At 57.2% G+C, this 21,216-nt stretch carries 17 protein-coding genes; 9 read left to right on the top strand and 8 right to left on the bottom strand.

All coding sequences use genetic code 11. The features are described from left to right. Positions 1–158 precede the first annotated feature (158 nt). From ACQ4N7_RS17280 to ACQ4N7_RS17290, 3 genes are all read left to right on the top strand, one after another. Positions 159–2,384, top strand: a complete 2,226-nt coding sequence (locus ACQ4N7_RS17280) for a Na-K-Cl cotransporter (protein ID WP_430712737.1) — start codon at positions 159–161, stop codon at positions 2,382–2,384. 154 nt (positions 2,385–2,538) lie between these two features. Next, positions 2,539–3,147, top strand: a complete 609-nt coding sequence (locus tag ACQ4N7_RS17285; RefSeq protein ID WP_430712738.1) for a hypothetical protein — start codon at positions 2,539–2,541, stop codon at positions 3,145–3,147. 66 nt (positions 3,148–3,213) lie between these two features. Beyond that, positions 3,214–3,519 carry a hypothetical protein gene (locus ACQ4N7_RS17290; protein WP_430712739.1) on the top strand — a complete coding sequence of 102 codons (306 nt, stop codon included), beginning with the start codon at positions 3,214–3,216 and terminating at the stop codon, positions 3,517–3,519. 17 nt (positions 3,520–3,536) lie between these two features. On the opposite strand, the gene ACQ4N7_RS17295 is transcribed toward ACQ4N7_RS17290, so the two are convergent. Beyond that, on the bottom strand, positions 3,537–3,737 hold the full coding sequence (locus tag ACQ4N7_RS17295) for a hypothetical protein (protein WP_430712740.1): 201 nt from the start codon (positions 3,735–3,737) through the stop codon (positions 3,537–3,539). Between the two features lie 356 nt (positions 3,738–4,093). Here ACQ4N7_RS17295 and ACQ4N7_RS17300 point away from each other — a divergent pair, with 356 nt between their 5' ends. Continuing rightward, the gene (locus ACQ4N7_RS17300; protein ID WP_430712741.1) at positions 4,094–7,231 is read left to right on the top strand and encodes a hybrid sensor histidine kinase/response regulator; all 3,138 of its coding nucleotides are present in this window, start codon (positions 4,094–4,096) and stop codon (positions 7,229–7,231) included. Positions 7,232–7,238: 7 nt separating this feature from the next. On the opposite strand, the gene ACQ4N7_RS17305 is transcribed toward ACQ4N7_RS17300, so the two are convergent. The 4 genes from ACQ4N7_RS17305 to ACQ4N7_RS17320 all read right to left on the bottom strand — a co-directional run bounded on the left by ACQ4N7_RS17305 (position 7,239) and on the right by ACQ4N7_RS17320 (position 13,219). After that, a complete protein-coding gene (locus ACQ4N7_RS17305) occupies positions 7,239–7,688 on the bottom strand; it encodes a response regulator (RefSeq protein WP_430712742.1) in 450 nt (149 codons plus the stop codon). Then, the gene (locus ACQ4N7_RS17310; RefSeq protein WP_430712743.1) at positions 7,685–9,202 is read right to left on the bottom strand and encodes a sensor histidine kinase; all 1,518 of its coding nucleotides are present in this window, start codon (positions 9,200–9,202) and stop codon (positions 7,685–7,687) included. The genes ACQ4N7_RS17305 and ACQ4N7_RS17310 overlap by 4 nt, the downstream gene beginning before the upstream one ends. Next, positions 9,168–11,669, bottom strand: coding sequence for a PAS domain S-box protein (locus tag ACQ4N7_RS17315; RefSeq protein WP_430712744.1), 2,502 nt, complete (start codon positions 11,667–11,669; stop codon positions 9,168–9,170). Before ACQ4N7_RS17315 ends, ACQ4N7_RS17310 begins: the two co-directional genes overlap by 35 nt. Positions 11,670–11,773: 104 nt before the next feature. Then, positions 11,774–13,219, bottom strand: coding sequence for a phenylalanine--tRNA ligase subunit alpha (locus ACQ4N7_RS17320; RefSeq protein WP_430712745.1), 1,446 nt, complete (start codon positions 13,217–13,219; stop codon positions 11,774–11,776). Positions 13,220–13,344: 125 nt separating this feature from the next. Here ACQ4N7_RS17320 and ACQ4N7_RS17325 point away from each other — a divergent pair, with 125 nt between their 5' ends. The 3 genes from ACQ4N7_RS17325 (at position 13,345) to ACQ4N7_RS17335 (ending at position 14,716) form a co-directional block, all read left to right on the top strand. After that, positions 13,345–13,797, top strand: a complete 453-nt coding sequence (locus ACQ4N7_RS17325) for a hypothetical protein (protein ID WP_430712746.1) — start codon at positions 13,345–13,347, stop codon at positions 13,795–13,797. Between the two features lie 216 nt (positions 13,798–14,013). Further along, positions 14,014–14,280: a TIGR02450 family Trp-rich protein gene (locus tag ACQ4N7_RS17330; protein ID WP_430712747.1), complete on the top strand. Its 267-nt coding sequence runs from the start codon at positions 14,014–14,016 to the stop codon at positions 14,278–14,280. A gap of 106 nt (positions 14,281–14,386) precedes the next feature. After that, on the top strand, positions 14,387–14,716 hold the full coding sequence (locus ACQ4N7_RS17335; RefSeq protein ID WP_430712748.1) for a DUF2973 domain-containing protein: 330 nt from the start codon (positions 14,387–14,389) through the stop codon (positions 14,714–14,716). A 161-nt stretch (positions 14,717–14,877) separates the two neighbouring features. Here the strand turns inward: ACQ4N7_RS17335 and ACQ4N7_RS17340 are convergent, their stop codons facing one another. Beyond that, positions 14,878–15,345 (bottom strand): thiol-disulfide oxidoreductase DCC family protein, encoded by a 468-nt coding sequence (locus ACQ4N7_RS17340; RefSeq protein ID WP_430712749.1) that lies wholly within the window; start codon positions 15,343–15,345, stop codon positions 14,878–14,880. A gap of 101 nt (positions 15,346–15,446) precedes the next feature. Further along, positions 15,447–16,373: a 15-cis-phytoene synthase CrtB gene (gene crtB, locus ACQ4N7_RS17345; protein ID WP_430712750.1), complete on the bottom strand. Its 927-nt coding sequence runs from the start codon at positions 16,371–16,373 to the stop codon at positions 15,447–15,449. A gap of 455 nt (positions 16,374–16,828) precedes the next feature. Between crtB and glyA the strand changes: the two genes are divergently transcribed. Together glyA and ACQ4N7_RS17355 are read left to right on the top strand one after the other, a co-directional pair. Further along, on the top strand, positions 16,829–18,112 hold the full coding sequence (gene glyA / locus ACQ4N7_RS17350; protein ID WP_430712751.1) for a serine hydroxymethyltransferase: 1,284 nt from the start codon (positions 16,829–16,831) through the stop codon (positions 18,110–18,112). A gap of 305 nt (positions 18,113–18,417) precedes the next feature. Beyond that, positions 18,418–19,476 (top strand): glycosyltransferase family 4 protein, encoded by a 1,059-nt coding sequence (locus ACQ4N7_RS17355; RefSeq protein WP_430712752.1) that lies wholly within the window; start codon positions 18,418–18,420, stop codon positions 19,474–19,476. Here the strand turns inward: ACQ4N7_RS17355 and ACQ4N7_RS17360 are convergent. Next, positions 19,432–21,207: an ArnT family glycosyltransferase gene (locus tag ACQ4N7_RS17360; protein WP_430712753.1), complete on the bottom strand. Its 1,776-nt coding sequence runs from the start codon at positions 21,205–21,207 to the stop codon at positions 19,432–19,434. The genes ACQ4N7_RS17355 and ACQ4N7_RS17360 overlap by 45 nt on opposite strands. Positions 21,208–21,216 lie beyond the last annotated feature (9 nt).

Raw genomic sequence — 21,216 nt, forward strand, 5'->3', positions numbered from 1 at the left:
CTACCGCCATTAAGGCTAGGATATGGCCGTGCGGAGTGGCCCTACCGCTGCAAGCGGCATGACCTTGACCCAGAGGAATTGTAAGGATCAGATTTACCGGGACATTCTGCACTGACCTGATGACAGGTTAGTCAAACAGCACTGCTTAGGAATAGCCCATGACTAAATCGCAGGACAGCAGCGTCATTCTGTCCAAAGGCCAGGACTCGCAGGGGTTAAGCACCTTTGGCGGCGTGTTTACCCCCTCGATACTGACCATTCTGGGGGTAATCATGTACCTGCGGTTTGGCTGGGTGGTGGGCCACGTGGGGCTGTGGCAAAGCCTGCTGATTGTGACGATATCTACCTCAATCACGCTGCTGACCGGGCTATCGATTGCGGCCATTGCCACCGATCAGGTGGTGCGGGCGGGCGGAGCCTACTACATGATCAGCCGCTCTTTGGGGATCGAAACCGGCGGGGCGGTGGGCATTCCACTGTATCTGGCCCAGGCGTTTTCGGTGGCGCTGTATACCCTTGGCTTTGCCGAAAGCCTGGTGCAGGTTTTCCCGATGTTCTCGCAGACCCTGGTGGCGCTGATCACCACGATTCTGGTTGCCGTTTTAGCGCTGAAATCGGCAGATATTGCCATCAAAGCTCAGTATTTCATCATGGCGGCCATTGTGCTGTCGCTGGGGTCGCTGCTGCTGGGCCACAGCGTTGAACCCACGGCGCTACCTGCCAGTGAAGTACCCGGCACGGTGGGCTTTTGGGCGGTGCTGGCGGTCTTCTTTCCGGCGGTGACGGGCATTATGGCCGGGGTCAACATGTCGGGCGACTTGAAAGATCCACAGCGATCGATTCCCTCTGGCACCCTGGCCGCGATCGCCGTTGGCTACGTCATCTACATGGGCATTCCAATTTTGCTCAGCCAGTGGGCCGACCCGTTTACCCTGGTGGCCGAGCCCCTGGTCATGCGCCGGATGGCCCGCTGGGGCGATGTCATTTTGCTGGGCGTTTGGGGGGCTACTCTGTCGAGCGCGATCGGCAGCATTTTGGGTGCGCCCAGGGTGCTGCAAGCGCTGGCCCGCGACGGCATTTTGCCCGCCTGGCTGCGGTGGCTGGGGCGGGGCAACGGCCCGATGGATGAACCCCGGTTGGGCACGTTGTTTACGCTGGGTATTGCCCTGGCGGCGGTCACGATTGGCGATCTGAACCTGATTGCGCCCGTGCTGACCATGTTTTTCTTGACCACCTACCTGGTGCTGAATGTTTCGGCCGGGCTGGAGACGTTTTTGCAGAGCCCTTCCTTTCGGCCCACGTTTAAGGTGCACTGGAGTCTCTCGCTGCTGGGGGCGGTGGGCTGTCTGGTGGTGATGTTTTTGATCAATGCGGTGGCGACGGTGATGGCGGCCGTGATTGTGCTGGGCATTTTTCTCTGGCTGCAGCGCCGCGAGATGCAGGGGGCCTGGGGCGACGTGCGCAACGGGCTGTGGATGACCCTGGTGCGCACCAGCCTGTTTCAAATGCAAACCACCCCCGACGCCAAGAACTGGCGACCCCATCTGCTGGTGTTTTCTGGCGCACCCACCAAGCGCCCTCATCTGACCGATTTGGCGGTTGACTTAACCCACAACCGGGGGCTGATTACCCTGGCCAGCGTGCTGCCGCTGGGGGCGCGCAGTGCCACTCAGCAAGAGGCCCTGGCCTCGACGATCAAAGACTATCTCGACCGGCAGGGCATTGAGGCCTTTGTGCGGCTGGTCACGGCCCCCGACCCGTTTAGCGGCATGGAAAAACTGGTCGATGCCTACGGGATTGGACCGCTGGTGCCCAATACGGTGCTGCTGGGCGATACCGAGGCCGAAAACACGCGCGATCGCTTCTGCCAGATGATCGCCACCTGCCACCAGGCGCGGCGCAACGTGCTGATCTTGCGCAGCCAGCCCGAGAACTACCCAACCGTGAGCGGGCCTAAACCGACTAAGCGGCGCATCGATGTCTGGTGGGGCGGTCTGCAGGCCAACGGCGGTCTGATGCTGATTTTGGCCTACCTGCTGCGCACCAGCGGGCGCTGGCGCAATGCCGATATTTACCTGAACCTGGTGGTGCCCAACGAGCCCGCCCAAGCGGCGGCCGAGCAAAACCTGGAGCAATTGGTTAAGAGCCTGCGAATTGGCGCTATTCCTAAGGTGATTGTGGCCCGCGATCGCCCCTTTGACGACATCTTAAAGACCACCTCTCAAACCGCCGATCTGGTGTTTCTGGGCCTGGCCACCCCAGCAGACAACTTCACCGATTACTACCTCGACTTGCAGCGGCGGACGGCATCGCTGCCCGCGACAATTTTGGTGCTGGCCTCAGAAGATCTGGCCTTTGCCGAGGTTCTGCAAAAAGATGGCTAAAGGGCCGGGGCAGAATGGCTCCTGTTCTACCCCAGCCCAACTGCCGCCTAGCCAATCGCCTGTCGCCGATGACATTTCTGCCCCTGCGGCGGGCTCCATCCGCTGAAATCCTCACTAGTATTGAGATAGGGGTTATCTCAATGCCAGCCGCACTATGGTCAATGCCGTCTCTGTCTCTGCTCCAGTCGATCAGCTGCCCCCGGTGGTAGACGACGATCGGCTCTCCGAGGAGGTGCAGCTCAGCCTGCCCGTCGAAGGGCCAGCCCCGCCGCCCATTCCTCCAGCCACCCTGGCCCTAGCCGCCCAGGATGTGCGGATGGTGCTGCGCGAGCAAAACGAGCAGAGCCAAATTTTGACCACCAAGCTCAACATTTTGTTTGTCGCCAACGGGGCGCTGCTGACCAGCCTCAGCATTTCGCGGCTGCTGGTCAGCGGCAGCTGGTTTAGTCTGGCCGAAGTTCTTGGGTTTTTGGTCAGCTTTTCGCTGCTGATGGGGGCTTTTTTGCCCCGCCAGGTGGCCGTTACGCCCAACTTAGAAGACCGCAAATTTTTAGAAACCTATCTGGCGCTGCCCGAGCAAGACTACCAGCTGCAAATGCTGGTCAACCTGTCGGAAACCTACAACGCCAACAAGCAGCGCCTCGAAGACACGTCACAAAGCCTCAAATATGCGGCTTACACCATCTGGGGCACAACTGCTATCATGCTGGTACATATCCTGGTAATTTACGTGGCGACCGGGTCGGCTTCTGGGTTAACCTAGCACCAGTCTAGATATGGCTAGAAGCTCTGACTCTAACGTTTTTGACCGCCTTCAGCGGGAACCAGTATGAGTGATGGACAACACGAAACGGCTCTAGAACGGCGCGTGGCGCTGCCCGAGCCCGATGTCAGCAACATTACCGTGCTCACCGAAAGCCTGCCCAACGAGCCTGTGCTGCCCTGGCACCACTTCGACTCTCCCTGGCTCGATCGCGACGCTGAAGCGCCCCCTGAGGAGAGTGAGGTTGAAGCTACCCCAACCGCCAGCGATGACTCTGAACCCGCTGATGCTGAACCGACTGGGCAGCTTACCCTGGAGTTAGAGGTGCTGGTAGATTCTTTAGACAATGTAGCCGAAGAACCTGCCGTCTAGGACGAGTTTTGACGGTATTACTGTTGAGCAGATTGCGCTCTAGATAACGCGATCGCGGCACTGCGCCGCCAACTGATCGGCAAAAAGCCTAAATCTTTGTACACCCGAGAGAATGTGGGGAACTTAATTCGGGCTGAGCGATCGCGTACCCATAGGCGATCGCGAGCGCGCTCAGAACTACCCGGCTCAAGGTTATGCCAGCAGGTAGATTGAGCCATCTGCCTGCTGACAGATAATCAAATAGGGGAAAACTTTCGTCCCTGAATTTGTATAGTCTTCTTCTAGGTTGCTAATGGTTATGCGGGTGCCGGAAGTACCAATTGTATGTCAGCAAGCTATATTAGCGGCCTCAGTCATTCTCCTTTAGCCATTGCCAGCCTTGGCCAGAAACAGCCTGGGATAGGGTTGGGAACCGCCTATTCAACGAAGAAACGACAAAATGCTGGCGTTTAGTTATTTAGAAATAGGCTCAGGTTGATGAGTCCTTTACGCCATCATTTCCCTGTTGTTATTCTGCAAGAACGGAGTCAAAAGCGTTGAACCAGTACTGCCCGACAATGGAGTTAAGGCCATCATGACCCAAAACCGTTCAGGTTTGTTTGGAGGTGGCCAAACGCAATCAACGTCGCAGCCGACCCAGCTGATGCGGTACGCTGTGGCCCTGCTATCGGTGGCCCTAGCCCTGGGCATCAACCTGCTTTTTCGCTCCTACCTTGAGCCAACCCCAACGCCTTTGTTCTTTGCCGCCGTCATGGTAAGTGCCTGGTACGGCGGGCTGGGGCCTGGGCTGCTGGCCACGGTGCTATCGACGGTCGCGATTAACTACTTTTATATTGCTCCGCTCTACTCGCTCAATATCAACAACGTAGGCTATCTGACCCGGCTGAGCGTTTTTGTGATGGCGGCTCTTTTGATCAGTTCGCTCAACCAGGCCCAGCGCTTGGCGCGGCGGAGAGCCGAAGCCAATCTACAGGCCTGGCACGACAGCGAAGCCCGGTTTAGTCATTTGGCCGAGTCTGGCATTATTGGCACCATGTTGGCCGACCTGAATGGCTTTGTACTTGAGGCCAACGATGCTTTTCTCAACATGGTTGGCTATAGCCGAGACGATTTGCGTTCCGGTCAAATTCGGTGGCAGGAGATGACACCGCCTGAATATCGAGACGTGAGTGAGCAATCGCAGGCCGAACTGAGAACTAGGGGCGTCTGTACCCCCTTTGAGAAGGAATACATCCGCAAAGACGGGTCGCGCGCCCCCGTTTTGCTGGGCTCTGCCATGCTGAGCGAGAGCACCGTCATTGGCTTTGTGCTCGATATTGCCGATCGCAAACAGGCCGAAGCGGCCCTGCGTCAAAGCGAAGCCCGCTTTCAGGTGCTGGTGAGCAATCTGCCGGGTATGGTGTACCGCTATGTGCACGGTTGTGATGGTGCTGCGGCCTTTACCTATGTCAGTGCTGGTTCCCGTGAGCTAGCCGAACTCGACCCCGAGATGATTCTGCACGATGCGGAGGCTTTTCTGCGCCTGATTCACCCCGATGACCGGGCGGGGTTTCAACATTCGGTGGCGATCGCCATTGAAAACTCCGCTGTCTGGCAGTGGGAAGGACGGCTGACGACCCCATCCGGGCGGCTCAAGTGGGTTCAGGGGCGCTCGCGCCCCCAGCAAACCGAATACGGAGAAGCTTGGGATGGCTTATTTATAGACATTACCGATCGCAAGCAAGCCGAAGCAGCCCACCGCCAGAGCGAGGAGCGGCTGCGCGTTGCCCTCAAAAGCTCTCCCATTACCGTGTTTAATCAGGATCAAGATCTGCGCTACACCTGGATTTATAACCCAGCCTTTGACTACCCTGTCAGCGACGTGATTGGCAAACAAGATCCTGACTTTTTCTCCAAAGACGATGCTGCCATTCTCACTCGCATCAAGCGCCACGTCTTAGAAACCGGCAGCGGCAGGCGAGAGGAAGTCAAACTCACCATGCTGAATCAAGATTTTTACTATGATTTAACCGTTGAGCCCCTGCAGGATGTCAACGGCAAAACAACTGGCATTACCTGTGCCTCGGTCGATATCACCCACCGTAAACAGACAGAACTGGCCCTGCGCCAGAGTGAAACTACCCTCAATGCCCTAATCGCCAGTTCCCCAATTGGGATTGCGCTATTTGATCGTGAGCTGCGCTACGTTCACGCCAACGAAGCCCTGGCCGCAATCAACGGTATTCCCCTCAGCGAACATTTGGGACAACGTCTGCACGCTGTTTTGCCCGACTGGGCACCGTTGCTTACGCCTGTGCTGCAGCGGGTAATGGAGAACAACGAACCTTTGCTCGACCAAGAAGTGTCTGGCGTTACTTCGCCATCGAATCTGGTGCGTCATGCCCTGGTCAATTACTTTCCGGTGTGCCTGGGCGATGGGCAAGTCTTGGGCGTAGGCGTGACCTCTATGGATGTCACCGATCGCAAACAGGCCGAAGCCGTGCGCCTGCGTCTGGCCGAGGAGCGCGAACAGCTGCTGGCGCGCGAAAAAATCGCCCGCCAGGAGGCAGAAACGGCCAACCGCATTAAAGATGAGTTTCTGGCGGTGCTCTCCCACGAGCTGAGGTCGCCGCTGAACCCTATTTTGGGCTGGTCAAAACTGCTGCAAACCCGCAAGCTAAGTGAACAAAAAACCCAGCAGGCCCTGGCCACCATTGAGCGCAACGCTAAGCTGCAAACCCAGCTGATTGAAGATCTGCTCGATGTCTCTCGCATTTTGCGCGGCAAGCTGGTGCTAAACATTGCGCCGGTTAGCCTAAGTCACACCATCGAAGCCGCCTTAGAAACGGTAAAGCTGGCGATCGAAACCAAAGGCATTCGCGTTCAAAAAAGCTTTAACCAGGACATCGATGTGGTCATGGGCGACACGGCCCGTCTGCAGCAGGTCATTTGGAACTTGCTCAGCAACGCCGTCAAGTTTACGCCTCCCCAAGGAGCCATAGAGATTCGATTGGAGCCAAGCCACAACTGCGTTCAAATTCAGGTAAGAGACACCGGTAAAGGTATTAATCCAGACTTTCTTCCCCATGTGTTTGACTATTTTCGGCAGGAAGATGGCACCACAACCCGCCAGTTTGGTGGCCTGGGCCTGGGCCTGGCGATCGTGCGGCATATTACCGAGCTGCACGGCGGCACGGTGCGGGCCGAGAGCGCAGGCGAAGGCCTGGGATCGACCTTTACGGTGCAGCTGCCGCTGCTGAGGGGCCATGACGATGAGGGGCAGGGGCTGGGAGGAGAGTGGTCGGCTAACCCCGCGACCCCGCATCCCCTGGCGGGGGTGCGAGTCTTAGCCATCGATGACGATGGCGATGTGCGCGAGCTGGTTGAGTTCATGCTGCAGCAGGCCGGTGCCGAGGTGCGGGTGATGGCTGCTGCAACCGAGGCCCTGCAGCAGCTACCCGCCTTCGCGCCGGACATCCTGATTTCAGATGTGGGTATGCCCGACATGGATGGCTATATGCTGATGCGGCAAATTAGAGCCCTAGCCCCAGCACACCGGGCGATTCCCGCAATCGCTCTGACCGCCTACGCCGCCGAAATTGATCAGCAGGAGGCGATCGCCGCCGGGTTTCAGCTGCACCTGGCCAAACCGATCGAGCCAGAGATATTGATTAGTGCGATTGTCAATCTTTTGAGTAAAACCTCAACCAGCGACCCTGAACCGATGGCCTAATGCTGGCTCAGAAAATGTCGATCTGAGGCTTTTCGTTGTAGATAATCCAGTGCAGATTTAGCGTTTTGAGAATGTCTACTAGCTGGTCTAAATCTGCCGGTTTAACAATGTAGGCGTTGGCACCCAAATCGTAGATGCCGTTGATGTCGGCGTACTCCCTTGACGACGTCAGCACCACCACAGGCAAGCGCCTGAGACGGGGCTGCTGGCGAATCCACGACAGCACTTCGGCCCCTGAGCGGCGCGGCAGCTTGAGATCGAGCAGGACGAGTACGGGCAGCGGGTAGGCGGCGCGATCGCCGTAGGGGGCAATTCCAGAGAGGTAGCTGAGGGCGGCATCGCCGTCACTCACCACCCGTAGCGGTGTGATAATTCCGGCTTTACGAGCGGCTCGCTGCACCAGAAAAACATCCTTTGGATTGTCCTCGACCAGAAGTATGGTGTGTTCTGGGTTCATCTCAAGGCTCTCTCACCCCCCGGCAACTCTACCCAAAACCGACTGCCCTGCCCCAGCTGCGACTCAACGCCCACCTGTCCCCCCATCCGCTCTACTCCTTTGCGAACGATCGCCAGCCCGACGCCAGTGCCCGGATAGTCGGCATCGCGGTGTAGGCGGGTAAAGGGGCTAAAAATATGCTGCTGCCGATCTGAGGCAATGCCAATGCCATTGTCCTCCACATACAGGCGCACGGTAGAGCCTTCCCCGGCTCCGGCCCGCTCCTCAGCCCAGACTCGCACCTGGGGCTGCACGCCCTCTGCAACAAATTTAACCGCATTGACGAGTAAGTTGATCAAGACCTGGGTGAGAATGAGGCGATTGGCCCGCACGCTGGGCAACGGCTCGTCAACCTGAATCTGAGCCTGCTGTTGCTGCATGTCTGAGTTAATTTGAGCGATGACTTCGGCTAACACCGAGGAGACATCAATCGGTTCTAAATCAATTTCGATGCGCCTCAGACGACTGTAGGTTAAAAGGTCGATCATGAGCGTGTTCAAGTGTTGAGCATTGGCTACGATGCGCTGCAGGACGGATGACGCATTGGCGTCTAGGGTTTCGCTGAGGTCTTCTAGCAGAATTTGAGCGAACCCCTGAATGGCGCGCAGGGGAGCCCGCAAATCGTGGGAGATAGAATAGGCAAACTCTTCGAGATCTTGGTTCGCCGCCTCTAGTTCGGCAGTGCGCTCCTGCACGCGGGTTTCTAGGGTGGCATTGAGCTGCTGTAGATCTACTTCGGCTTGTTTGCGATCGCTAATATCTTCCAGCAGCCCATCGACAACGCTAACCGCTTCAACGGTGTTTAAGGTAGTCGTTAACAGTGCCCAAAACTGGGTACCATCGCTTTTTTGCAGGCTCACTTCTCGCTCCTGCTGCTGAGGTGGCGATAGATGCATCAGCTGACTGTAGCCGTCGCGCAGATCGAGCCAATTCATGGTGTTGGCCTCAGCCAGCGACCCGACGCCCAGTAGCTCTAGAAAAGCGCGGTTGGCCTCGATCAGTGCGCCTTCTGCATTAGACCTAAAAATACCGATCTTGACCTGATTTAGCAGTCTTTGCAGGCGAATTTCGAGCAGAGCGGCCCGCTGCTGCATCTCCCGGCGCTCTAGCGCATTGCGAACGGCGATGGGAACTCGAATGTAGCGATTTGGCCCTTTAATAATGTAGTCATCGAGGCCTAGCTTCATCGCTTCGACGGCGACTTCTTCGGTACCGGTGTTGGTAAACATGACCACTGGGCAGCGAGGGTAGTGTTGTTTAATCAGTTCTAAAATGTCGAGCCCGGTAGTCCAACGCAGCTGAAAGTCAGTGACGACGGCATCAAAGTTACCGATCGCGATCGCCCGATTTAGCTCACCAGAACTGGTAATTTCTTGAACATCTAATGGGTCAAACTCACGCTGCAATTCTCGCAAAACCAAAGCGCGATCGCTGCGGTTGTCATCGATCAGGAGCATTCGGAGAGGTGAGGTCATGGGTTCCTTCAGTCAACGCGAGAACAGCACTTGGCAGCGCAATCCAAAAACGGCTCCCGTGACCCAGTTGTGATTCTACCCCGGCTTGCCCGCCCATTCGCTCTAGCCCTTTACGCACAATGGCTAACCCAATGCCCGTACCGGGGTAGTTTTCGGCACCATGCAGACGTTCGAAGACGCGGAAGATTCGCTCCTGGTGTTCGGGGGCAATGCCAATACCGTTGTCTACAATCCACAATCGTATCCAGCGGCCATTATCTTGGTACGTTTCTTCGGCGAAAATATCTATCTGTGGTGGAGTCGTCGGTTTGATAAACTTAATGGCGTTGCCGACCAGATTAGTCACAACTTGAATCAGAGTTGAACGGTGGGCCATAACCCTGGGCAAACTGGCTGCAACATTAATTTGAGCCTGCTTTTCCTCAATTTGAGCCTCTAGCTGCTTCAGGGTTTCTGCGACGACATCCTCTAATTCGGTGAGCTGCAAGTGAATTTGGGTACGAGTCAGGCGGCTGTAGTCTAGCAAATCGCCGATCAGGCCATTCATCTGCACCGCATCATCAATAATGGAGTCAATATAGCTTTGACAGAAGTCGTCGAGCCGGTCGCCACAGTCTTCTAGCAGGGCCTGGGCAAACCCCTGCATGGTGCGCAGCGGTGCCCGCAGATCGTGGGAAACCGAGTAGGTAAAGGCTTCTAGCTCCTGGTTGATTTCGGCCAGCTGGACGGTGCGTTCTTCGACGCGCTGCTCCAGGGTGTCATTCAGCTGCTGCAGGGCGTCTTCAGCCTGTTTGCGTTCGCGTAGCGCAGCTTGCCGTTCGCTAATATCTTCTACAACCGCAATGAAGTAGTTGGGCTCTCCGGTGGCTTTTCGTACTAGAGATACCGTTAGGTTAATCCAAACCAGAGAATGGTCTTTGCGGATATAGCGCTTCTCCATGGAGTAGGTTTGGATCTTACCCGCCAGCATTTGGTAAAAGTAAGTCAGGTCAATATTTAAGTCCTCCGGATAGGTAATGTCTTGAAACGTTCGCTGCAGCAGTTCGTCACGGCTGTAGCCGACAATCTGACATAGTTTTTGATTCACTCGCAGCCAGCGACCGTCTGAGTTGACGTGGGCAATACCAACGGCTGCCTGGTTAAACGTAGAGCGAAACAGCTGCTCTTGTTCGCGCAGCTCCGTCTCGGCCTGCCGTCGTTCCTGAAGCTCGCGCTGAAGCTGTTGATTGGTAATTTGCAGCTGCTGGCGCAGGCGAGATTGTCGTAGCGCGATCGCCAGCTGATTGGCGACTTCCAGGGCAATTTCCTGAGCTTCGGCGTCAAAGGCCGCAGGTTCGACCGAGGCCAGGTTGAGTTCTCCGATCAGCGTATTTTCTATCAGTAAGGGCACCCTCAGACAGCTCAAAAAGCCCTGCGATCGCAAGCGCGCCAGTACAGGTGGACAAAAATCTGCGGTGGGCAGGTTTTGAACGTAGCGAATTCCGTGCAGCAGGCTCTGTTCTGGGGCAAAGTCAGCCATGGCCAGACGAGTGCCCACAGGCGTAGTCAATTTCCCAGTTTGCCTAATTCCGGCTAATACCTGAGCGGTTTCAGCCTCTAAATCGAATACAGCCACCAGCGCTTCCTGGTACGGCACAACCTGGCCCATTTGGGTGAGGGCGTTGTCAATCAGAGATTTATCCATCTCTGTGGCCAAAATTGCTCGGTCAATGTCGTGCAGGGCCGCCAGGCGCTGGGCGCTGCGCTGGAGTGAAAGAGCCGCTTGTTCAGCGTCCTGGGTGCGAGCCTGGGCGGTTTGCAAAGCCCCTTCATAAACCCGCGATACTTGTAAAATTTGGCGATAGATGAAATAGGCCAGAATGGCCCCGATGCCGATGGCTAGAAGCACGCTGGTCACAAGGACGGATTGAGTCGCTGCTTGAGCCCTTTGGCTACGCCGGTTTCGCAGTTGCTCTTCGGTTGAAACAAAAGTAGCAATCTCTTGTCGCACTTGATCGACAAGCTGTTTTTGGAGTCTGTGATTGCTTAGAGGTTCCAGTTCGCCCTGTTGCCGACGGGCAATGGCCGATAGAACCAGTTGTTCCCACCGCTGCAAGTTGGCCATCAGCTCAACAATTCGTTGAATCTGAATTCGTTGAACCTGGCTCGGATTGTTGGTAAGTAGAGTCTTCAACTCCTCTAAACTGGGCTCAAGCAGCGTGCTGGCTCGCTCGTAGGGCTCCAAAAACTCTGGCTCTCCGGTCAGCAGATATCCTCGAAAGCCCGTCTCCATGTCCACTACCAGCTTTAGGGCCGTATTGGCCTGCGAAAGCACCCGATCCGTACGCTCTACCGACTCTAAGACCGCTGACAAATGAGTGATTTGCCAGATCGAGATCCCTGACAGCAGCAGCAGCAGGACAACGGGTATGGCGATCGCGCGAATCAGCCGTCGGCGAAATCGGGTGTGGGGAATTGTAACACTCATGCCCTTACGCTAATCTTGCCCGTTATACCCGATGGGCAACTCCAGACAACTCCCGCTTTAGAAATGTCTTTGAGGGGCAAAGAGGGTGAATGTCTGAATAAAATTTAGAAGCGAATGTCGGGGCCGATCAGGTCAGAGAGTTTCTCGACATCGTAGAGCAGCATGGCAATGCGCTCTAGGCCCAGCCCCCAGGCCACTGTAGATTTGTCGCCGCAGCCCAGGGGCTGCAGCATTTCCTGGCGAAACAGGCCGGAGTTGCCCACTTCAAGGTAGCGATCGCTGGGCGGATGGTAGGCAAACACCTCCAGCGACGGCTCGGTGTAAGGGTTGTAGGTGGGCTTAAACTTGAGATTTTTAAACCCCAGGCGCTCGTAAAAGTAGGTGAGGTAGCCCATCAGGGTGCGCACGCTGAGCAGTTCGCCGACGACTACGCCCTCAATCTGGTGAAACTCGGCCAGGTGGGTGCGATCGACCGTTTCGTTGCGAAACACGCGATCGATCGAAAAATACTTGCCGTCCTGGCCCTGAAGCTGGTGCAGACGGCGGGCCGTCGAGGTGGTGGTGTGCGCCCGCAGAATAGCGCGGCTGGCCTCGGCCTCGGTCCACTGGCCGCCGTAGTTGGCCTCGTGCACCTGTTTTACCCGCTCGACCAGGCTTTGATCTGCCGGCAGGGGCAGCGTTTGAGGATTGGCCAGATAAAACGTATCCTGCACCTCGCGGGCCGGGTGATCCTGGGGGGTAAACAGGGCGTCAAAGTTCCAAAAGGCCGATTCCACCAGGTAGCCCGACATTTCGTCGAAGCCCATATTCAAAAAAATATCGCGAATGCGCTGAATGCACTGGGTCAAAATAGTCGGTCGCCCGTAGGCCACATCCGGCACTTCGGCGTGAATGTCGTAGGGCTTGAGGTCAACCTCTCGCCACTGACCCGAGAGAATTAGCTCGCTGCTCAAGGCCGTCACGCGATCGCCCAGCTCCAGGGTTTGCAGCACGGGCAGCACCGTCAGGCTGTAGTCTGTCTCAACCTGGCTGGTAATGTATCCCTGCTGCTGCAGCCATTCCAGCGAGGAGGCCGCCCCGTCCGTCAGAGGTTCCCCAGCAGCGATCGCGCTAAACACCCCCTGCCGCTGCTGATAGGCCCCCAGCACTGACGACTTCAGCACCGTGACCACGCCTTCGCCCTCGCCATCGGCCAGGTCGACCGCCTGCTCGCGCCGCAGCGCCCCGTAGTTGAGGCTAAAGGCAGAGCCTAACTCAGCCTGAAGGGTGGCGCGATCGCCCATGCCCGCCAGCAGCCGCTTGGCTAACGCAAACCCCGGCAGCACGCCGCCCAGATCTTCGCCTTTAGCCGTCAAAACCCAGGTCTGCTGGATATGCTCTTGCCACTGCACGTAGCCATCGAGCGCCCCGCTCAGCAAAAAACCATTGATAAAGTTGATATCAAAACCGGCCTGGGTACAGAGCGATCGCAGACTCTCCACCGTTTGCTGCTGCTGTAGTAGTTCTACAAACTGCCGCTGTTTGCCGCTGAGCTGAAGCAGATCGAGCATACCCAAGCCCCAAAAAGCCCAAGAAACCTTAGAAAATCTCTATCAGCCTACCAATCTTCAACCGTTCCCAACGGTCAGGATTGATGAAAAGATAGACACCAGTGCCCAGGTGCGAGAGCCTTGCTATGTCCGACGAACCCACGCTGCCCGCTGGCCCCGGTTTTGGCCTCACGTTTTTATACTACTTTTCTGGCACCGCCCTGGTTACCGCCCTGTTAGCGACCAAAACCCTCGGCATTGGCCTCGATACTGGCCTGCCTAACCTCTATGGCACGGCGTTTGGGGCTGTAGGTGGCTTGCTGGGGGCATTGGTTAACCGCAGCACCACCCTGGCGCTACCCATTAGCAGCCGCAAAACCTTCAAGCGCGAACTCGATGCTGCCCTGGCCGAAATGGGCTATACCGAAGATAGCGACGCCAATTTAGACGGCATCTTAGTCTACCGTCGTCCCTTCGTGCGTCAGCTGCTCTCAGGCCGCGTCTACGTACTGATCGGCGAAAAACAGGCCCAGATTAGCAGCCGCGCTGTGCATATGGGCGGCATCAGGAAGCGGCTGGAGGATAGCGGGATTCGTTAGGGTAGGTGGGTGGATGGGTCGATGGGTAGGTGGGTGGATGGGGAGTAGACGCGATCGCGGCTTCCTGGAGGGTAAGGTGGATGGGTAGATTAACCAATGGCCCACCCAGCAAGACTTTAAACCTCATCCAAATCCCCTACGCACCACGTACCCACTCTCCCACCCATCCACTCGCCCACCCATCCCCTCACCCACTCGCCCACCCATCCACTCCCCATGCCTCGCAAACAAAAATACCCCCACCTGCTCGGCTCTAAATGGACCGCCCGCCAAAAAACCGAGGGCTGGCGGCATTTTCAGGTGGCTAACCGCAAACAAGAGGGCCAGTGGATTTTTGCGGAACTGGTGGCCTCCTGTGACCCGACGGTGCGGCTGTGGGTGAATGCCAAGCAGCTGAAGAATCGATCGCTCTGGCAGCCTGGGTGGCAACCGATGAGCACCCTTACGGATGAGGCTGACGCAGAGGAATTTTGGTTAAACTAGATACAGGTTAAGCGAGTTAAAACTCAGGTTTTACGGTCGACACAGCACGCGAACCTGAAACGCGCTAAAGTCAGTACAGGCAAAGGTTAGCCAGAGGACAGCAGCTATGTGGCACGTCGTTTACATCATTGCATTTGCGGTTCTGGCTATCATGGCGATCGCAAACCTGGTTAGAAACCTGATTTTGCTCGGCGGCAATGCTCGCAATCCCCAATCGCCTCGAACCTATAGCGGCGGTCAACAGTTTGGTCAGGGCGATCGCTCCGTACCTCACCCCGAGCTGCTCGACCAGGATGGTCAGGTCATTCGCGAACCGCTGCTGGTGATGAAGTCAATTTCGGTCAAAGACGCCCGCGAGCAGCTCGATGCCCTCTACAACGGCAGCGGCAGCTCCCTCGACGAACCAGAAGATACCAGTACCGAGTCGGAGCGGTAAGGCAATTTCTTCAAGACCTACTAAAAAGGCTGAGTCTCCAAAAAGACTCAGCCTTTTTAGTAAATTGTTGCCGGCGTAGCGGTTCTCGATTGGGCAACTGATAGTTGCCCTGCCAAGCCGAAAAAATTTTAAGCTGTTCAGGTTAAGGCGAGGCTAATCTCTCAAACCTGACAGCGATCGCTGCATCCCGCCCCTAGTCGAGCCTCGCGCTCAGCCAAGATTGTCTTCAAGCTAGGGCGACCCGTGACCGCCAGCCGCCAGTTGGCCCACAGGCCGTAAACCCAATCCACTAGAGGGCCAATGATCGGCCAGCCAGTGGGGGCGTAGATCCAGCCGATGCCCAGGACATTGTAGACCTGGCGAAAGACCTCTACATTTTTGATCACCGTGCCGTCGGGCCGCACAGCGTGAATGCGACCCATGGCGGTGGCAAAGTCAACGCCGCCGTTGTCTTCGGGGCTGTAGTCATCGGCGGCAATGTCAGTAAAGGCAACCAGGCCGCGTCCGCCGTCTTTCTTGCGCAAAAAGTTCACTTCTCGCAGGCAGAGGGGGCAGTCGCCGTCGTAGAGCAGCTTAATTTTCCAGGTGGCGGCGTTTGGTGCTTCAGCAGCAGCGGCAGTGGTCGTCATGGCAGGCAGCGCAGGGAGAGATATAAACCCGGTGGGGTTCTATACATATCTTAATAAATTCTGCGGCTTCCGGCCCTGTTGGGCCAGCCGATAATTGCAGCCTAGAGCACTCGCGCCTTGAGCAATGTACCCGGCAGGGTTAACAGCTTGCGCAGCGAGGGCACAAAAGCCCGCTGGCTAAACACGTCATAGCCGTTTTCCTCAATCACGTCCAAAATTTGGCGGTAGAGGGCCAGGGCCGACCACACCGGCCAGCGGGCATCTTCGCTCAGCAGCCCAATGCCGCTCTCTGCTTCGGTATAAAACCGACGGGCGCGATCGATCTGAAAGGCCATCAGGGCTCGCCAGCGATCGTCAACCACCCCAGCCATTAGATCGGCTTCGGTGTAGTCAAAGGCGGCCAGGTCGGCTAGGGGCAGGTAGATGCGGCCTCGGCGAGCGTCTTCGCCCACGTCGCGCAGAATATTAGTGAGCTGGTTGGCAATGCCGAGGGCGATCGCCTGGGGAGTCGGGTCAAGCTGCTGCTGCTGGCTCCAGGGGGCAGTTTGCAGCTGGGTATCAACGCCCATCACCGTCGTCGACATCAGCCCTACGGTGCCCGCCACCCGGTAGCAGTAGAGTTCTAAATCTTCAAACGTGTCGTAGCGGTTGCGGTGCAAATCCATGCGCTGGCCCGCAATCATGTCGCGAAAGGGTTGAATGTCGAGGGGAAACTGCTCTAGGGTATCGACCAGGGCCACGTCCTCGTCATCCACCGGGCAGCCTGCAAAAATCGACTCTAGCTGCGCTTCCCAGCGATCGAGCGTTTTTTCGCTCGTAAACTGCGCCTGCGGCCCATCCACCAGCTCGTCAGTGCGACGGCACCAGACATAGATCGCCCAAATGGCGCGCCGCTTAGCCGGGGCCATCAACATAGTGCCGGTGTAAAACGTCTTGGAATACTTAGCCGTGACGCGCCGACACACCTCGTAGGCGTCCTCAACGGAGGATAGGGATTGGATGGGGGGAGAATCCGTCAGTTGCAGCATTAATGACCCAAACCTGGAGAATATAAATCTCAAACCGACTACAGGCAATTCTGCTTAACCTAGCCTCTCACAACTGCACCCAACTTTGGCAAAACAGTTGAAATTGGCCCATTCTCAGAAGCAACCCTGCCCCCGCCGTTCCTAAAGATTATATGTTGCAATCCGTAACATTTGCCCGTAAATTCTGAATTCGTGCAGTCTGCCCCCGCCAAGCCAGGGATTGAGCTACCAAATTCAAAGCCATCCAGATAAGATAATAGACTGCGTGCAAACTGCTCAATGGCCACAGTCTCTACTGCTTGCCTTAATGTGAACTCGTGGCGCAGCATTGGCAGGCAGATGGCCTGGTTTAAGCAGCCGCAAATGCTTCGGGGGAAGGCAGCTCTGCTATCGGCTACCGTTAACCGGCCCCCTTTTTGCCCGTATAACTCTGTCGATTGTTGGGAGCCTTGCCCGTGCCTCAAACTAACTTTGATTTTCTACAAGAGTCGGATCCGCTGCTGGCGAGCATCGTGCAGCGCGAGCTACAGCGCCAGCGCGACCACCTGGAGCTAATCGCCAGCGAAAACTTTACCTCGCCTGCGGTACTGGCGGCCCAGGGGTCGGTGCTGACCAACAAGTACGCCGAGGGACTGCCCGGCAAGCGCTACTACGGCGGTTGTGCCTTTGTAGATGAGGCCGAGCAGCTGGCGATCGATCGCGCCAAAGAACTGTTTGGTGCGGCCCACGCTAACGTACAGCCCCACTCCGGTGCCCAGGCCAACTTTGCTGTGTTCCTGGCCCTGCTAGAGCCCGGCGACACCATCTTGGGCATGGATCTCTCCCACGGCGGCCACCTCACCCACGGCTCGCCCGTTAACGTGTCGGGCAAGTGGTTTAAGGTGGTGCAGTACGGTGTCAGCCGCGACACCGAGCAGCTCGACTTCGACCAAATCCGCGCTCTGGCGCTGGAGCACCGCCCCAAACTGATCATCTGCGGCTATTCGGCCTATCCGCGCACGATTGACTTTGAGAAGTTTCGCGCGATCGCCGATGAAACCGGTGCCTACCTGCTGGCCGACATCGCTCACATCGCCGGACTGGTGGCGGCTGGTCAGCACCCCAACCCACTGCCCTACTGCGACGTGGTCACCACCACCACCCACAAAACCCTGCGCGGTCCTCGCGGGGGCCTGATTCTCACCCGCGATGCCGAACTGGGCAAAAAGTTTGACAAAGCTGTCTTTCCCGGCAGCCAGGGCGGCCCTCTAGAGCACGTCATTGCCGCTAAGGCTGTGGCCTTCGGTGAAGCCCTCAGACCCGAGTTTCGCACCTACGCCGTTCAGGTCATTGCCAACGCCAAGCAGCTGGCGACCCAGCTGCAGCAGCGGGGCATCAAGGTTGTCTCCGACGGCACCGATAACCACCTGGTGCTGTGCGACCTGCGCTCGATCGGCATGACGGGCAAGCGGGCCGACCAGCTGGTCAGCGATGTCAATATCACCGCCAACAAAAACACCGTGCCCTACGACCCCGAGTCGCCCTTTGTCACCAGTGGGCTGCGCCTGGGTTCCCCCGCTATGACCACTCGGGGCATGGGCGAGGCTGAGTTTACCGAAATTGCCGACATCATTGCCGATCGCCTGCTCAACCCAGACGACGCCACGATGGCTGAGCACTGCAAGCGGCGAGTGGCGGTACTGTGCGATCGCTTCCCCCTCTATGCTCACCTGGGCGGGCTGGTTCCGGCCCTAGTTTAGGCCACCAATACGCTCTAGCCCAGGCTGCTGTTCTGGGTCTAATTAACGCTCCATGTAATGTTGTAGAAAGTTAGGGTGACACCTTAACGATCTGTCATAATTGCATGGAGTTTTTGCTTATTTAGCAAACTCGACCTATCCTGTGGACTATTTCGGGCCAGAATACTCTCTGGCTCAGTTTTAGTACCTCGGCGCTCAGCGCTTAGAACAGGCCTGGGTCATAAGGTTGCCGTCAAGGCGTAGTAGGCTGCTGAGATAGAACCCAACTAGCTGAGTACAGGGTTCTCAATATAGGAGGGGTGAGGATGCCGTTCGTTTTCTATCATGTGCTGGCCTTTGGTATCTCCGCCGCGGTGGTGCTTTGCACGACGCCCATTGTGCGCCGCATTGGCCTCAAAAGCGGGCGTGTAGACCAGCCCGGCGGGCGCAAGGTGCACGACAAGCCCATGGTGCGTCTGGGTGGGGTCTCGATATTCTTGGGTACTCTGCTGGCGCTGCTGCTGGTGTGGTCTCTGGGCGGGTTTATTGATGCGACTGGCCAGCACCTCGCCCCTCCGCAAGAGTTTCAGATTTGGGGCGTCACCCTGGGCGGTCTGGCGTTCTTTCTCATCGGACTGACCGACGATCTGTTTGGGCTTTCTCCCCTTAGTCGTCTGTTTATGCAGGCTGTGGTGGCCACCATAGCTTGGCACGTGGGCGTCAGCATTGATTTCCTCACCATTCCCTTCTATGGGCTCATCCAGCTGCCCGTCTTTATTAGCTTGCCGGTCACCATTTTGTGGCTGGTGGGTATGGCCAATGCCATCAATTGGATCGACGGGCTCGATGGGTTAGCTGCTGGGGTTTCGGGTATTGCGGCCCTTGTCATGCTGGTGGTGAGCCTGTTTATGAATCAGCCCGCTGCGGCTTTGATTGCCGCCGCCCTGGCTGGGGGGGCTCTGGGGTTCTTGCGCTACAACTTCAACCCAGCCAAGATCTTCATGGGCGATGGCGGTGCTTATTTTATGGGCTTTACCCTGGCTGGGGTAGGGGTTATTGGCCTGGTCAAAACGGTGACCACGGCGGCGGTGCTGCTGCCCTACCTGATTTTGGCTGTGCCCATTTTAGATATGTCGGCGGTAATTGTAGACCGACTGCGCGCTGGTAAGTCGCCCTTTGTAGCCGATAAGCGCCACCTGCACCACCGCCTGTTGCAGGCGGGGCTTTCTCACCGGGTGACGGTGTTGTTTATCTATGTGCTGACCCTGTGGGCCGGCACGCTGGCTCTGGCCTTTGCCGGGGTGCCGAGCGGCCTGGTCTATGCCCTAGGGGCTACGGCACTACTCAGCTACACCGGCTGGCGGCTGCGGCAGCGCACGCGCTGAGGGGCCATAGGGGTACTCGTAGGCCTGGCGCAAGTTGTTCGCACGATAGATGTGAATAGTTTCAGTAACCGCCCCACCCCGCCGCAGGGGAACGGTGGCTAAAGGCTCAATGCTGTCAAAGAGTGGGCGGTAGCGATCGACAATTTCGTCATTTTCGGTGAAGCGAGCGATCGTCATGTAGAGCGCGTCTTGACCCACCCAGTCTTGGGGGTTAAACCAGAAGGCAAAACCGCGCGGGTCTTGGCTAAAGGCGGTCACGGGGAGGTCGACCAGGGGGTGAATGGCCATCGCAAAGTAGCCTCCCAGATAGTATTCGTTAGTGAAAACAAAACCCACCTCATCCAGAGCGGCCCTCACCTCGGGCGTGCTGGCAAACAGGCGCTGCATTTGTGAGGTGTCGATTAGCTCAGTAGAGCCATCTTGTTCGACGGGAACCAGCCCACCCAAGATGGCGTAGGTGCTGGGCTGCTGCAAAATGCCCAGCCGCAGGTGCAGCAGCGCCACCATCGAGAGCGAGGCCAAAAACAACCCAGAGCCCCATAGCCAGCGACGAATAAGCCGATGCCGCTGGCGCTGCCAGACCAGAACCTGAGCCGCTAGCAAGATGCTGATGCCCCAGTAGCCAGGAGCGGGCCAGGCGGGTAAAATCTGCTGCTTGCCCCCCAACAGGGTAAACAGCAGCATAATGGGCAGCGACAGCCAGAGAATCAGGGCTTGCTTGTAGTGATCTTGGGCTGCGCCATCGCTGGGGCTGGGAGAAAACCCAAACGACACCTGTTTACCGCTCTGTTTGGCGGCTACCCACCACAGCGGAAACCCAAACAGGGGAAACAGGTAGACGATCGACAGCAGCCAGTAGCCCACCATTTGCCCCAGGCTAAAGCCGCTGCTGCCGGTGTTGCCGTCAAACCGCATGCCCAGCTGAAAGCGGAAGGAAATCCAGTCGTGCTGACTGTTCCAGTACCAGAGGGGAAAGAGGGTGAGGCCAAAGACGACGATGGCAAGCAGGAGCCAGGGCGATCGCAGCGCTGCGCGATAGGGCCGAGAGGCCACACAAAACCCCACCAGGCTGAGGCCCAGCACAAAGCCGTGGTACTTGCTCAAACAGGCCAGCGCTACGGTCAGACCTAACAGCGCGATGCGCCAGGTGGGCACGTAGGTAGCTTTAATCAGGTCGGGGTCGCTGAGGCGGCTGTGGTCCGGGAAAAACTCCCAGGCAGCCACCAGCAGCGTGGCGCTCCAAAACAAAATCAGCCCGTTGTCGGGAGACGTCAGAATGCCAAAGGCGATCGCAAACAGCGGAATTAGGGTGACAATAGCTACCGTCATGCGCCCGACCGCTGCCGAAAACAGTCGCGCTGCCGTTAGGTATAGAAATACCAGACTGATGCAGTACATCACCAGCGCCCCCAACCGCAGGGTAAACGGCGAAATGATGCCGGTTAGCCACCAGCCCACGCCTGTAGTCAGCGCGACGATGGGCGGATGGTCAAAATAGCTCCAGTTCAAATAGCGGCTGTAGAGGTAGTAGTAGGCTTCGTCAAAACCCGGCAGCATCCAGAAAGCGACGATAGTGCGGTAAAGTAAGCCTCCCAGCACTAGGGCCAGCAGCCCAGAGGCCCAGTTAGGCTTGCGTTTGCCTCTCTGGGCTGGTCCTCGACCATCGCCCCCCATGCCGGGTTCTCTACCATCGTTTCCAGGAGCGGTTTGGCCATCGCTCCAACCTGCCATCGGGCTTTC

Origin of the sequence: Nodosilinea sp. AN01ver1, from assembly GCF_050565655.1 — a bacterium.
Classification (GTDB): Bacteria; Cyanobacteriota; Cyanobacteriia; order Phormidesmidales; family Phormidesmidaceae; genus Nodosilinea.

Bases quoted from the DNA above. Each gene is read 5' to 3' on its own strand.
- ACQ4N7_RS17280 (WP_430712737.1), top strand. From the start codon at position 159: ATGACTAAATCGCAGGACAGCAGCGTCATTCTGTCCAAAGGCCAGGAC.
- ACQ4N7_RS17285 (WP_430712738.1), top strand. From the start codon at position 2,539: ATGGTCAATGCCGTCTCTGTCTCTGCTCCAGTCGATCAGCTGCCCCCG.
- ACQ4N7_RS17290 (WP_430712739.1), top strand. From the start codon at position 3,214: ATGAGTGATGGACAACACGAAACGGCTCTAGAACGGCGCGTGGCGCTG.
- ACQ4N7_RS17295 (WP_430712740.1), bottom strand. From the start codon at position 3,737: ATGGCTCAATCTACCTGCTGGCATAACCTTGAGCCGGGTAGTTCTGAG.
- ACQ4N7_RS17300 (WP_430712741.1), top strand. From the start codon at position 4,094: ATGACCCAAAACCGTTCAGGTTTGTTTGGAGGTGGCCAAACGCAATCA.
- ACQ4N7_RS17305 (WP_430712742.1), bottom strand. From the start codon at position 7,688: ATGAACCCAGAACACACCATACTTCTGGTCGAGGACAATCCAAAGGAT.
- ACQ4N7_RS17310 (WP_430712743.1), bottom strand. From the start codon at position 9,202: ATGACCTCACCTCTCCGAATGCTCCTGATCGATGACAACCGCAGCGAT.
- ACQ4N7_RS17315 (WP_430712744.1), bottom strand. From the start codon at position 11,669: ATGAGTGTTACAATTCCCCACACCCGATTTCGCCGACGGCTGATTCGC.
- ACQ4N7_RS17320 (WP_430712745.1), bottom strand. From the start codon at position 13,219: ATGCTCGATCTGCTTCAGCTCAGCGGCAAACAGCGGCAGTTTGTAGAA.
- ACQ4N7_RS17325 (WP_430712746.1), top strand. From the start codon at position 13,345: ATGTCCGACGAACCCACGCTGCCCGCTGGCCCCGGTTTTGGCCTCACG.
- ACQ4N7_RS17330 (WP_430712747.1), top strand. From the start codon at position 14,014: ATGCCTCGCAAACAAAAATACCCCCACCTGCTCGGCTCTAAATGGACC.
- ACQ4N7_RS17335 (WP_430712748.1), top strand. From the start codon at position 14,387: ATGTGGCACGTCGTTTACATCATTGCATTTGCGGTTCTGGCTATCATG.
- ACQ4N7_RS17340 (WP_430712749.1), bottom strand. From the start codon at position 15,345: ATGACGACCACTGCCGCTGCTGCTGAAGCACCAAACGCCGCCACCTGG.
- crtB (WP_430712750.1), bottom strand. From the start codon at position 16,373: ATGCTGCAACTGACGGATTCTCCCCCCATCCAATCCCTATCCTCCGTT.
- ACQ4N7_RS17355 (WP_430712752.1), top strand. From the start codon at position 18,418: ATGCCGTTCGTTTTCTATCATGTGCTGGCCTTTGGTATCTCCGCCGCG.
- ACQ4N7_RS17360 (WP_430712753.1), bottom strand. From the start codon at position 21,207: ATGGCAGGTTGGAGCGATGGCCAAACCGCTCCTGGAAACGATGGTAGA.